General features: G+C 60.9%; 10 protein-coding genes and 5 tRNA genes. 10 read left to right on the forward strand and 5 right to left on the reverse strand.

Translation table 11 applies throughout. From position 1 onward, the window contains the following. Positions 1–221: 221 nt before the first annotated feature. On the reverse strand, positions 222–1,547 hold the full coding sequence (gene yegQ / locus KGA89_RS09195; RefSeq protein WP_223471340.1) for a tRNA 5-hydroxyuridine modification protein YegQ: 1,326 nt from the start codon (positions 1,545–1,547) through the stop codon (positions 222–224). Positions 1,548–1,695: 148 nt separating this feature from the next. Between yegQ and KGA89_RS09200 the strand changes: the two genes are divergently transcribed. Then, the gene (locus tag KGA89_RS09200; protein WP_003203899.1) at positions 1,696–2,757 is read left to right on the forward strand and encodes an AI-2E family transporter; all 1,062 of its coding nucleotides are present in this window, start codon (positions 1,696–1,698) and stop codon (positions 2,755–2,757) included. Positions 2,758–2,798: 41 nt separating this feature from the next. On the opposite strand, the gene KGA89_RS09205 is transcribed toward KGA89_RS09200, so the two are convergent. From KGA89_RS09205 to KGA89_RS09215, 3 genes are all read right to left on the reverse strand, one after another. Further along, complete coding sequence (locus KGA89_RS09205; protein ID WP_003203898.1) at positions 2,799–2,981, reverse strand: hypothetical protein; 183 nt, start codon at positions 2,979–2,981, stop codon at positions 2,799–2,801. Between the two features lie 89 nt (positions 2,982–3,070). After that, positions 3,071–3,265 (reverse strand): hypothetical protein, encoded by a 195-nt coding sequence (locus KGA89_RS09210; RefSeq protein WP_003203896.1) that lies wholly within the window; start codon positions 3,263–3,265, stop codon positions 3,071–3,073. A gap of 249 nt (positions 3,266–3,514) precedes the next feature. Beyond that, positions 3,515–3,590 (reverse strand) — tRNA-Asn (locus KGA89_RS09215). A 235-nt stretch (positions 3,591–3,825) separates the two neighbouring features. Here KGA89_RS09215 and KGA89_RS09220 point away from each other — a divergent pair. Further along, positions 3,826–4,053 (forward strand): hypothetical protein, encoded by a 228-nt coding sequence (locus KGA89_RS09220; protein ID WP_063320300.1) that lies wholly within the window; start codon positions 3,826–3,828, stop codon positions 4,051–4,053. 374 nt (positions 4,054–4,427) lie between these two features. Here the strand turns inward: KGA89_RS09220 and KGA89_RS09225 are convergent, their stop codons facing one another. Then, on the reverse strand, positions 4,428–5,624 hold the full coding sequence (locus tag KGA89_RS09225) for an amino acid aminotransferase (RefSeq protein ID WP_028236694.1): 1,197 nt from the start codon (positions 5,622–5,624) through the stop codon (positions 4,428–4,430). Positions 5,625–5,955: 331 nt separating this feature from the next. Between KGA89_RS09225 and uvrB the strand changes: the two genes are divergently transcribed. The 8 genes from uvrB (at position 5,956) to KGA89_RS09265 (ending at position 11,910) form a co-directional block, all read left to right on the forward strand. Next, complete coding sequence (uvrB, locus tag KGA89_RS09230) at positions 5,956–7,971, forward strand: excinuclease ABC subunit UvrB (protein ID WP_003203884.1); 2,016 nt, start codon at positions 5,956–5,958, stop codon at positions 7,969–7,971. Between the two features lie 218 nt (positions 7,972–8,189). Further along, positions 8,190–9,671, forward strand: a complete 1,482-nt coding sequence (gltX, locus tag KGA89_RS09235) for a glutamate--tRNA ligase (protein ID WP_014337445.1) — start codon at positions 8,190–8,192, stop codon at positions 9,669–9,671. 146 nt (positions 9,672–9,817) lie between these two features. Next, positions 9,818–9,893 (forward strand) — tRNA-Ala (locus KGA89_RS09240). Positions 9,894–9,972: 79 nt separating this feature from the next. Next, a tRNA-Glu gene (locus KGA89_RS09245) sits at positions 9,973–10,048 on the forward strand. 53 nt (positions 10,049–10,101) lie between these two features. Continuing rightward, positions 10,102–10,177, forward strand: a tRNA-Ala gene (locus tag KGA89_RS09250). A 75-nt stretch (positions 10,178–10,252) separates the two neighbouring features. Then, positions 10,253–10,328: transfer RNA gene (locus tag KGA89_RS09255), tRNA-Glu, on the forward strand. 180 nt (positions 10,329–10,508) lie between these two features. Beyond that, positions 10,509–11,048, forward strand: a complete 540-nt coding sequence (locus KGA89_RS09260) for a TetR/AcrR family transcriptional regulator (RefSeq protein ID WP_003203880.1) — start codon at positions 10,509–10,511, stop codon at positions 11,046–11,048. A gap of 28 nt (positions 11,049–11,076) precedes the next feature. Further along, the gene (locus tag KGA89_RS09265) at positions 11,077–11,910 is read left to right on the forward strand and encodes an alpha/beta fold hydrolase (RefSeq protein WP_223471342.1); all 834 of its coding nucleotides are present in this window, start codon (positions 11,077–11,079) and stop codon (positions 11,908–11,910) included. Positions 11,911–11,976 lie beyond the last annotated feature (66 nt).

Here is an 11,976-nt window from a genome sequence, read left to right on the forward strand (position 1 = left end):
GAAGGCTGCGATCTTTTGCTCTCGATCCAGATGTTTTCACCTGGGCAACCGGGTCTTATCGAGAAAGAAGGATCGCAGCCTTCGGCAGTTCCTGCCGTGCTTCACAGGTGCAAACCGCTACAAAACCCTGTGGGAGCGAGCTTGCTCGCGATAGCGTTGGATCAGCCAACATTCATTTGGCAGACGCACCGCCATCGCGAGCAAGCTCGCTCCCACAGGGGCTATGGCTCACGCACATCGCGCATCAACAACCCAAACCGCAGATCCACCGCATCGGGAATCGGCACGTACACCACGTGCCCATCCCCCGGTGCCACCTCGATGCCCTGGCCTTTGGCGTTCTGCAACTGATGCAGGTCGAAGTGGAAATTGCCCTTGGGGGTCATCAGTTCCATGTGATCGCCCAGGCCAAAGCGGTTCTTCACCCGCACTTCGGCCAGGCGTTCGCGCCGTTCGCCGGTCAGTTCGCCGACGAACTGCTGGCGCTCCGACACCGAACTGCCGTTCTGGTAGTTCTGGTATTCGTCGTGCACATGGCGCCTTAGAAAACCTTCGGTGTAGCCGCGCTGGGCCAGGGACTCCAGGTCGGTCATCAGGTTGCGATCAAATTCCCGGCCCGCCACCGCGTCATCGATGGCCTGGCGATACACCTGGGTGGTGCGCGCGCAATAGAAGTGCGACTTGGTCCGGCCTTCGATCTTCAGCGAATGCACGCCCGTGCGCGCCAGGCGCTCGACGTGCTGCACGGCTCGCAGGTCCTTGGCATTCATGATGTAGGTGCCGTGCTCGTCCTCGAAGGCCGGCATGGATTCTCCCGGGCGGTTGGCTTCCTGAAGCAAAAACACCTGGTCGGTGGGCGCGCCAAGGCCCAGGGTCGGCTCGGGTTGATAGGTCTGCACAATGTCGCCCACAGCGTTTTCCACCGCCGGTTGCGCCGAATATTTCCAGCGACAGGCATTGGTGCAACTACCCTGGTTGGCGTCGCGCTTGTTCAAATAGCCGGACAGCAGGCAGCGCCCGGAATAGGCCATGCACAGCGCGCCGTGGACGAACACTTCCAGCTCCATGGCCGGCACCTGCTCGCGGATCTCGGCGATTTCCTCCAGGGACAGTTCCCTAGAAAGGATGATCCGACTCAAGCCCTGCTGCTGCCAGAACTCGACGCTCGCCCAGTTCACCGTGTTGGCCTGCACCGACAGGTGAATCGGCATCTGCGGGAAATGCCGGCGCACCAGCATGATCAGCCCCGGGTCGGACATGATCAGCGCGTCCGGCGCCATGGCGATCACCGGTTCGAGGTCTTTGAGGAAGGTGCGCAACTTGGCGTTGTGCGGGGCAATGTTCACCACCACGTAGAAGCGCTTGCCCATGGCCTGGGCCTCGGCAATACCCAAGGCCAGGTTCGCATGGTCGAATTCGTTGTTGCGCACCCGCAGGCTGTAGCGCGGCTGACCGGCATACACCGCATCGGCACCGTAGGCGAAGGCATAGCGCATGTTTTTCAGGGTGCCGGCGGGGGCCAGTAGTTCGGGGGCGGCGAGGGTCATGATGGCGTCGGATCGCAAAAGGCGGCGAGGGTAGCCCATGCTCGGCCAGGCCATATTGATCTGGATCAAAGGCACAGGGCAAACGCGAAGGCACTCCGGCGCGTCCTGGCGGACTAATGTTTATCCCGCCTTTGGACATGGAAAGCTGATGAATCGAAAGATGCTGCAAAACAAAGCCCAGATGTTGCTCCTGGTGCTGGTCACCATCGCCTTCATCTGGATTCTGCTGCCGTTTTACGGCGCGGTGTTCTGGGCGGTGATCCTGGGCATCGTCTTTGCGCCGATGCAGCGCCGCCTGCAGTTGAAGTTCGGCTGGCACCGCAATGTCACTTCGTTGTTCACGTTGAGTATCTGTGTGGTCTGCGCGATCTTGCCGGTGATCATCATCAGTACGTTGTTGGTCCAGGAAGGCGCGGCGCTGTACAAGAGCCTGGAAAGTGGAGAACTGGACATTGCCGATTACCTGGCCCGCTTCAAGGATGCCTTGCCGCCGTACTTTCAGCACCTGCTGGACCGCTTCGGCCTGGGCAACCTGAACGGCTTGCGCGACAAGATCGTCAAGAGCGCGATGCAGGGCAGCGAGTTCTTCGCCACCCAGGCCTTCAGTTTCGGGCAGGGGACCTTTCAGTTCCTGGTCAGCTTCTTCGTGATGATCTACCTGCTGTTCTTCTTTCTGCGCGACGGCGCGGAGCTGGTGCGCAAGGTGCGCACGGCCGTTCCCTTGGCCGAACACCAGAAGCGCCGCCTGCAGTTGAAATTCAACCGGGTGGTGCGCGCCACGGTGAAAGGCAACCTGCTGGTCGCCATCAGCCAAGGTGCGCTGGGGGGGCTGATCTTCTGGATCCTGGGGATTCCGACGGTGTTGCCCTGGGCGGTGCTGATGGCGTTCCTGTCGCTATTGCCGGCGGTGGGGGCGGGCCTCGTCTGGGCGCCAGTGGCGGTGTATTTCCTGCTCTCGGGGGCGATCTGGCAGGGCGTGGTGCTGACGCTGTTCGGGGTGTTCGTGATCGGTCTGGTGGACAATTTCCTGCGCCCGATCCTGGTGGGCAAGGACACCAAGATGCCCGACTACATGGTGCTGGTCTCGACGCTGGGCGGGCTGGCGGTGTTCGGGCTCAATGGCTTCGTGATCGGGCCGCTGATCGCCGCGCTGTTCATGTCGAGTTGGGCCCTGTTCGTCGAAACCACGCCGCGGGTGCAATTGCCTTAGGCTTTGTATGAAAAGTCGCGCAGGCACTTTTCGTATAAAGCCTAGGCGCTCAGCAGGTACGGGCCGATACGTTGCGACAGGGCCTGGGCGGCGGGCAGTGAAGTCAGCGGGCCGCTGATGGTCACGCCGTCTTGCACCAGATACCAGCAGGCCAGCAACCCGAGCTCCCGGAGTGGGGCGGGGACTGCGCTGCCAATGACAGACATGATTTGAACCTTGGGCATGGGAAACCTCCATCAATCGATGGGGTTACCTTACGACTCAGTGGGGGTAACGAAAAATCAACCGGCTCAATAGTAGGAATCGATGCCGCTCAATCGACGACCAGATCGAGCATGTGCACCACTTCCTGCTCGTTGAGCAGGCCCTTGCGCACCAGGTTTTCCGCCAGCAGGGAAAGGAACTTGGCGCTGCGGTGGCCTTCCAGTTGCTTGAGTTCGGTCAGCACGTTGTACACCTTGCTGGAGGTGCACAGGCCGACGATACGATGAGGGTTTTGTGTGGGCATACCTTCGTCCTTGTTTTTATGAAGCTGTTGTTGGCGGACAGAGCCAGTTTGCGGCCCGGTCATGACGCTCATGTGACAGCTTGGGTTGTTGGAAAAAAAGAAAGCAGGATCCGGACCATAATGCCTTTTTGGCGCCGGATTATTGTTCCGGCAGCGACCTCGGCCAGGCTTATACGGCCATTAGTCTATTTTTTACCCACAAAAAAGCCCCTGGATCTTTCGATTCAGGGGCTTTTGTTTGTTGCTGTCTGGCTCCACGACCTGGACTCGAACCAGGGACCCAGTGATTAACAGTCACTTGCTCTACCAACTGAGCTATCGCGGAATGGCGCGTATGTTACTGATTGGAAAAGAGAAGTCAAGCGTCCATTGCCGGACGGCGCATTCCCGGTGCCCTTTGACGGTCAATCAACGATTGGCAGTTACCGCCAGGGCAGGAGAGGACTACCATGGTCGCCCGGAAGTGGCAGGATGCACTGCCGGCCATTCGCCGACATTAAGGTACTCGCCATGAACCACCTGTTACGCCTTCTCAGTGCCCGACGCGCCGAGGTGCTCTTGTGAGTACCGCCCAGATCAGCCTGCCCAAGGGCGTGGGGCCTCATGCCGAGAAACTGTACGATGCCATCACCCAGGCCAGCACTGCCGAAGAGTTGAACCGCGCCGGTGGCAAGGCCGAGGGCTTTGTCCTGGGGCTGGAAAGCACCAAGGCGATCAAGAGCCAGGTGGCCGAGTCGTTGTATGTCGTTTATGACGATGCGGCGAGCCAGCGGGCGACGGAGCTGTAGCTTCAGCGAGTGTGTCGTGCCCGGTGCTCTTGTGACGAGGGAGTCCCCGCCACGTCTTCGACGCTGCGCTGTCGCGCAGGGAACTAGAGCGACGTCCACGAGATATCTGTTTTTGATCGTTCCCACGCTCTGCGTGGGAATGCATTCCGTGACGCTCTGCGTCACACTCCAGAAGCGGAACGCGGAGCGTCCCTGGCGACATTCCCACGCAGGAGCGTGGGAACGATCGATATGTATTTTCAGCCTTAAAATCACATGGTTGCAATTTGTTCCATGAGAGCTTGCTCCCACGCCACAGAAGCAGGCCACAGAAGCATCAGGCCAAAAAAAGGGAAGCCCAATGGCTTCCCGTTTTTCATCCAGCGCCGAGGGCGTCAGATCACCTGGACGATGGCCTTGGTCACCGCTTCGATGTTGTTCTGGTTCAGCGCGGCCACGCAGATGCGGCCGGTGTCCAGGGCATAGATGCCGAACTCGTTGCGCAGGCGCGTCACTTGTTCAACGGTCAGGCCAGAGTAGGAGAACATCCCGCTCTGGCGAGCGACGAAGCTGAAGTCGTGGTGCGGTGCGGCCTTGGCCAGCATGTCTACCATCTGGACGCGCATGCCGCGAATGCGCAGGCGCATTTCGGCGAGTTCGGCTTCCCACTGGGCCCGCAGTTCCGGGCTGTTGAGCACGGCGGCGACGATGCTGGCGCCGTGGGTCGGTGGGTTGGAGTAGTTGGTGCGGATCACGCGTTTGACCTGGGACAGCACGCGGGCACTTTCTTCTTTCGATTCGCTGACGATCGACAGGGCGCCGACGCGCTCGCCGTACAGGGAGAACGACTTGGAGAACGAGCTGGAGGCAAAGAAGGTCAGGCCCGACTCGGCGAACAGGCGCACGGCCGCCGCGTCTTCGTCGATACCGGCGCCGAAGCCCTGGTAGGCCATGTCCAGGAACGGCACGTGGTTCTTGGCCTTGACCACGGCCAGCACGTTTTTCCAGTCTTCCGGGCTCAGGTCCACGCCGGTCGGGTTGTGGCAGCAGGCGTGCAGCACAACGATCGAGCGGTCGGGCAGGGCGTTGAGGTCTTCCAGCAGGCCGCTGCGGTTCACGTCGTGGGTGGCGGCGTCGTAGTAGCGATAGTTCTGCACCGGGAAGCCGGCGGTTTCGAACAGGGCGCGGTGGTTTTCCCAGCTTGGGTCGCTGATGGCGACGACAGCGTCAGGCAGCAGTTGCTTGAGGAAGTCTGCACCGATCTTCAGTGCACCGGTGCCGCCCACGGCCTGGGTGGTGATGACGCGACCGGAGGCGATCAGCGGCGAATCCTTGCCGAACAGCAAGGTCTGCACGGCCTGGTCGTAGGCGGCAATGCCGTCGATCGGCAGGTAACCACGGGAAACGTGCTGAGCCACGCGAGCCGTCTCGGCCTCGACAACCGCGCGCAGGAGTGGAATACGCCCCTCTTCATTGCAGTAAACACCTACACCCAGGTTGACCTTGTTGGTACGGGTGTCGGCGTTGAAAGCTTCGTTGAGGCCCAGGATGGGGTCGCGGGGTGCCAATTCGACAGCGGAAAACAGGCTCATTATTGCGCGGCTCTAATGGAGAGTGAGGGGAGGTGTGGCGCTCCAGCCGAATGCACTAGAGCGGTGCACAAACGGGGAGCTAGTATAGAGGCCATCACCCGGCACGGCGACAGGCGATTCGGTTTTTACGCTAAGTTTTTACGATTTTTTTCGACCGTTAGTCCTCTCGCCGCGTCAAAGTCTTCAAGGCGTGTAGGACGTTCGTCTTGAAAGCGAAGGCTTTCACCTCCACATTGTGTGCATTCCAGTTTTTTCCTCGGGCGACATCAGTCGTTTCGGTCTTTCTCGTTCCTGTCGGCTGGCCGACAGGGGTGAATCCAGAGGTTATGTCATGTCTGAATTCCAGCTAGTCACCCGCTTCCAGCCCGCCGGCGATCAGCCGGAAGCCATCCGCCTGATGGTCGAGGGCATCGAGGCCGGGCTGGCGCACCAGACGCTGCTCGGTGTGACCGGCTCGGGCAAGACCTTCAGCATCGCCAACGTGATCGCCCAGATTCAGCGCCCGACCCTGGTACTGGCGCCGAACAAGACCCTGGCGGCGCAGCTGTACGGTGAGTTCAAGGCGTTTTTCCCGAATAACGCCGTGGAGTACTTCGTTTCCTACTACGACTACTACCAGCCCGAGGCCTACGTGCCGTCGTCGGACACCTTCATCGAGAAAGATGCCTCGATCAACGACCACATCGAACAGATGCGACTGTCGGCGACCAAGGCCTTGCTCGAGCGCAAGGACGCGATCATCGTCACCACCGTGTCGTGTATCTACGGCCTGGGCAGCCCGGAAACCTACCTGAAGATGGTGCTGCACGTGGATCGCGGCGACAAACTCGACCAGCGCGCCTTGCTGCGGCGCCTGGCGGACTTGCAGTACACCCGCAACGACATGGATTTCGCCCGGGCGACGTTCCGGGTGCGTGGCGATGTGATCGACATCTACCCGGCGGAGTCGGACCTGGAAGCGATCCGCATCGAGCTGTTCGACGATGAAGTGGAGAGCCTCTCGGCGTTCGACCCGCTGACCGGTGAAGTGATCCGCAAGTTGCCACGCTTCACCTTCTACCCCAAGAGCCACTATGTGACGCCCCGGGAAACCCTGCTGGACGCCATCGAAGGGATCAAGGTCGAGTTGCAGGAGCGCCTGGAATACCTGCGTTCGAACAACAAGCTGGTGGAAGCCCAGCGTCTGGAGCAACGGACCCGGTTCGACCTGGAGATGATCCTGGAGCTGGGCTACTGCAACGGCATCGAAAACTACTCGCGCTACCTGTCGGGCCGTCCGGCGGGCGCGCCGCCGCCGACTTTGTATGACTATTTGCCGGCCGATGCCTTGCTGGTCATCGACGAGTCCCATGTCAGCGTGCCCCAGGTCGGCGCCATGTACAAAGGCGACCGTTCGCGCAAGGAAACCCTGGTGGAATACGGTTTCCGCCTGCCCTCGGCGCTGGATAACCGGCCGATGCGCTTCGACGAATGGGAAAGCGTGAGCCCGCAGACGATTTTTGTCTCGGCCACGCCTGGCAACTACGAGGCCGAACATGCCGGTCGCGTGGTCGAGCAAGTGGTGCGGCCGACCGGACTGGTGGACCCGCAAGTCGAGGTTCGCCCAGCGTTGACCCAGGTCGATGACCTGCTCTCGGAAATCTCCAAGCGCGTGGCGGTGGAAGAGCGGGTGCTGGTCACCACGCTGACCAAGCGCATGGCCGAAGACCTCACCGACTACCTGGCCGACCATGGCGTGCGGGTGCGCTACCTGCACTCGGACATCGACACGGTGGAGCGGGTCGAGATCATCCGCGACCTGCGCCTGGGCACCTTCGACGTGCTGGTGGGCATCAACCTGCTGCGTGAAGGCCTGGACATGCCGGAAGTGTCGCTGGTGGCGATTCTCGACGCCGACAAGGAAGGTTTCCTGCGTTCCGAGCGCTCGTTGATCCAGACCATCGGTCGTGCGGCACGTAACCTCAATGGCCGGGCGATTCTGTATGCCGACCGCATCACCGGCTCCATGGAACGGGCTATCGGTGAGACCGAGCGCCGTCGCGACAAGCAGATCGCCTTCAACCTGGCCAATGGCATTACCCCCAAGGGCGTGTTCAAGGACGTCGCCGACATCATGGAAGGCGCCACCGTGCCCGGCTCGCGCAGCAAGAAGCGCAAGGGCATGGCCAAGGCGGCGGAAGAGAGCGCCCGTTACGAGGCCGAACTGCGCTCGCCGAGCGAAATCACCAAGCGCATCCGGCAGTTGGAAGAGAAAATGTACCAGCTGGCCCGGGACCTGGAGTTCGAGGCAGCGGCGCAGTTGCGTGATGAGATTGGCAAGTTGCGTGAGCGGTTGCTGACTGTCTGAGGTTTTTTGGCGGTTTTAAGGGCCTCATCGCGAGCAAGCTCGCTCCCACATTTGGACCGAGTCGCGGTCTCTGTGGGAGCGAGCTTGCTCGCGATGGGCGCGACTCGGTCTGACGACTGGCCACACAAATCCCGCTCTCACTGGAGCCCGCCCGCCATCGCCTGTTACCATTCGCCCCCTGTTTGATCTTCGCTTTTATATTCTTTCCGAGACATGCCATGACCACCGTCCGCACCCGCATCGCGCCTTCGCCCACTGGCGATCCCCATGTCGGCACCGCCTACATCGCTTTGTTCAACTATTGCTTTGCCAAGCAGCATGGCGGCGAGTTCATCCTGCGGATCGAGGACACCGACCAGTTGCGTTCGACCCGCGAGTCCGAACAGCAGATCTTCGACGCCCTGCGCTGGTTGGGAATCGACTGGAGCGAAGGTCCGGACGTCGGTGGCCCGCACGGTCCGTATCGCCAGAGCGAGCGCGGTGACATCTACCAGCAGTATTGCCAGCAACTGGTGGACATGGGGCATGCGTTCCCGTGTTTCTGCACCGCTGAAGAGCTGGACCAGATGCGCGCCGAGCAAATGGCCCGTGGCGAAACCCCGCGCTACGACGGCCGGGCGCTGCTGCTGTCCAAGGAAGAAGTCGCCCGTCGCCTGGCGGCCGGCGAGCCCCATGTGATCCGCATGAAGGTGCCGACCGAAGGCGTCTGCGTGGTGCCGGACATGCTGCGTGGCGACGTCGAGATCCCGTGGGATCGCATGGACATGCAAGTGCTGATGAAGACCGACGGCCTGCCGACGTACTTCCTGGCGAACGTGGTCGACGATCACCTGATGGGCATCACCCACGTCCTGCGTGGTGAAGAATGGCTGCCATCGGCGCCGAAACTGATCCTGCTCTACGAATACTTCGGCTGGGAGCAACCACAGCTGTGCTACATGCCGCTGCTGCGTAACCCGGACAAGAGCAAGCTGTCCAAGCGCAAGAACCCGACCTCGGTGACGTTCTACGAGCGCATGGGCTTCATGCCCGAGGCGATGCTCAACTACCTGGGGCGCATGGGCTGGTCGATGCCGGACGAGCGCGAGAAGTTCTCGCTGCAGGAAATGGTCGAGCATTTCGACCTGTCGCGCGTGTCCCTGGGCGGGCCGATCTTCGACGTCGAGAAGCTGTCGTGGCTCAACGGCCAGTGGTTGCGGGACCTGCCGGTGGAAGAGTTCGCCGCACGTGTGCAGAAGTGGGCATTGAACCCTGAGTACATGATGAAGATCGCTCCCCATGTGCAGGGCAGGGTAGAGACCTTCAGCCAGATCGCCCCGCTGGCCGGCTTCTTCTTCGCCGGTGGCGTGACGCCGGATGCGAAGTTGTTCGAATCCAAGAAGCTTTCGGGCGACCAGGTGCGCCAGTTGATGCAACTGATCCTGTGGAAGCTCGAAAGCCTGCGTCAGTGGGAGAAGGACAGCATCACCGCGACCATCCAGGCCGTGGTCGAGTCGCTGGAGTTGAAACTGCGCGATGCCATGCCGCTGATGTTCGCCGCCATTACCGGCCAGGCCAGCTCGGTGTCGGTGCTCGACGCGATGGAAATCCTCGGGCCGGACCTGACCCGTTTCCGCCTGCGCCAGGCCATCGATCTGCTCGGTGGTGTGTCGAAGAAGGAAAACAAGGAGTGGGAAAAACTGCTGGGCGCGATCGCGTAAGCGTTCAATGAGGCAGGACATACCCCGGTTTTCCGGGGTTTGTCGGTAAGTGATTGTTATCCCGGCAAAAAATTTTCAAATTTGTTGAAAATAAATTTGACAGCCCTCCGATACGCCCTTAAGATTCGCCCCGTCCTCAGCGATGAGGGGCTATAGCTCAGCTGGGAGAGCGCTTGCATGGCATGCAAGAGGTCGACGGTTCGATCCCGTCTAGCTCCACCAATTTACACTTCAAGGCCTGGCCACACCGGTCTTGAAGCGATCAACACTCAGCGTTGATCAGTTGTATAGAAGGGTTTGCGTCCCCTTCGTCTAGTGGCCTAGGACACCGCCCTTTCACGGCGGTAACAGGGGTTCGAGTCCCCTAGGGGACGCCAGTTTTACAGAAGCGATGTTGCAAGATGTCACTCCGCCGCGAGGCGAAAAATCTGGGGCTATAGCTCAGCTGGGAGAGCGCTTGCATGGCATGCAAGAGGTCGACGGTTCGATCCCGTCTAGCTCCACCAATTACAGGTTCAAGGTCTGGCCACACCGCCCTTGAATCGATCAGTTCTCAGCACTGATCAAGTCAGAAGGTTTGTGTCCCCTTCGTCTAGTGGCCTAGGACACCGCCCTTTCACGGCGGTAACAGGGGTTCGAGTCCCCTAGGGGACGCCACGATTACCCGCTCTGCGGGATTTTATAAGGGTCATTCAATTCTTGAATGGCCCTTTTGTTTGTCTGGCGTTCGGCCAATTCCCTTATCCTTGAAAATAGACTTCTGACCAGCGGTCAAATTTCCGCTTGCGGAAAATTATTATAGGAATAATATTTCAATCGTAATATTCGGAGGCGACGATGAGCGATAAAAAGGCACAAACCCGTGAACGCATTCTCAAGGCCGCCAGCGATGCGCTGATCCAGCGTGGGCCGGCTGAGCCGAGCGTGGGCGAGGTGATGGGCGCGGCCGGGCTGACGGTGGGCGGTTTTTATGCCCATTTCGAAAGCAAGGATGCCTTGATGCTGGAGGCATTCAAGCAATTGCTCAATCGGCGCCGCGGCCTGATCGCCGACATGGACGGCGAGCTGACAGGCGAAGAGCGGCGCGCTCTGGTGGCGGCGTTCTATCTGTCACGCAAGCACCGTGACTCCACCGAACACGCCTGCCCGATCCCAGCATCGGTCGGCGAGCTCGGCCGGCTGCCGGATGCGTTTCGTGAAGTGCTCAATGAGCACATCGAGTTGATGGTCGCGCAATTGGCGGCCAGCCCGGAGGACGCCGACAAGGCCCTGGCCGACATCGCCTTGATGGTAGGCGGTCTGGCCCTGGCACGGGCCTTGGGCCCTGGAGAGTTATCGGATCGTTTGCTGCGCGCCGCCAAGTCGGCGGTGCGATGAGCTGAGGCGCGAGCCCTGGAGATGAGCGATGAACAGGCTGAGCTGGATTCGTAGCGTCAATGGCACGCTTGGTTGGGTGGCTCCGCGCTTGGTGGCCAAGCAGATGCGCTCGCTGTTCATGCGCCCGCGCAACTTGCCGCCGCGGGATTGGGAACTGCCGCTGCTGGCCTCGTCCGAGCGTATCACCTTGCGCTTCGGTCTTTCGGCCTTGCGCTGGGGCAAAGGCCCGGCAGTCTTGCTGATGCATGGCTGGGAAGGGCGGCCGACTCAGTTCGCGGCGCTGATCACGGCCCTGGTTGACGCCGGTTACACGGTGGTGGCGCTGGACGGTCCGGCCCATGGTCGTTCACCGGGTCGCGAGGCGAATGTCCTGTTGTTTGCCAGGGCCATGCTCGAAGCCGCCGCTGAGCTGCCGCCGTTGCAGGCTGTGATCGGGCATTCCATGGGCGGCGCCAGTGCCCTGTTGGCTGTCCAGTTGGGGTTGCGTACCGAGACGCTGGTCAGCATCGCCGCACCCGCCCGCATCCTTGGGGTATTGCGCGGTTTCTCCCGGATGATGGGCTTGCCGCCCAAGGCGCGTTCGGCGTTCATTCGCCAGGTGGAAAGCGATGTGGGCATGTCCGCTTCGAAGATGGATGTAGCGCATTACCAGCTGGACGTGCCGGGGTTGATTGTCCATGCCGAGGACGACACATCGGTTTCGGTGAGGGAGTCGCAGTTGATCCATGAAGCCTGGTTCGACAGTCGTTTGCTGCGACTGCCACAGGGCGGGCACCAGCGGGTGCTGGCCGATCCTCGTGTCATTGATGGGGTGTTATCACTGCTGGCCGGGCGCAGTCTGCAAGCGCGGCAATCGGCTTGAAGCGAGTTTGCTCGCGATAGCGGTCCAGCTCGGATCCGGTACACTGCCCCGATCCAAATTCGACCA

Origin of the sequence: Pseudomonas sp. A-RE-22, assembly GCF_019956035.1 — a bacterium.
In the GTDB taxonomy this organism is placed as follows: Bacteria; Pseudomonadota; Gammaproteobacteria; order Pseudomonadales; family Pseudomonadaceae; genus Aquipseudomonas; species Aquipseudomonas brassicacearum.

Excerpts from the sequence above, each read along its gene's own strand:
- yegQ (WP_223471340.1), bottom strand. The coding sequence starts at position 1,547 with ATGACCCTCGCCGCCCCCGAACTACTGGCCCCCGCCGGCACCCTGAAA.
- KGA89_RS09200 (WP_003203899.1), top strand. The coding sequence starts at position 1,696 with ATGAATCGAAAGATGCTGCAAAACAAAGCCCAGATGTTGCTCCTGGTG.
- KGA89_RS09205 (WP_003203898.1), bottom strand. The coding sequence starts at position 2,981 with ATGCCCAAGGTTCAAATCATGTCTGTCATTGGCAGCGCAGTCCCCGCC.
- KGA89_RS09210 (WP_003203896.1), bottom strand. The coding sequence starts at position 3,265 with ATGCCCACACAAAACCCTCATCGTATCGTCGGCCTGTGCACCTCCAGC.
- KGA89_RS09225 (WP_028236694.1), bottom strand. The coding sequence starts at position 5,624 with ATGAGCCTGTTTTCCGCTGTCGAATTGGCACCCCGCGACCCCATCCTG.
- uvrB (WP_003203884.1), top strand. The coding sequence starts at position 5,956 with ATGTCTGAATTCCAGCTAGTCACCCGCTTCCAGCCCGCCGGCGATCAG.
- gltX (WP_014337445.1), top strand. The coding sequence starts at position 8,190 with ATGACCACCGTCCGCACCCGCATCGCGCCTTCGCCCACTGGCGATCCC.
- KGA89_RS09260 (WP_003203880.1), top strand. The coding sequence starts at position 10,509 with ATGAGCGATAAAAAGGCACAAACCCGTGAACGCATTCTCAAGGCCGCC.
- KGA89_RS09265 (WP_223471342.1), top strand. The coding sequence starts at position 11,077 with ATGAACAGGCTGAGCTGGATTCGTAGCGTCAATGGCACGCTTGGTTGG.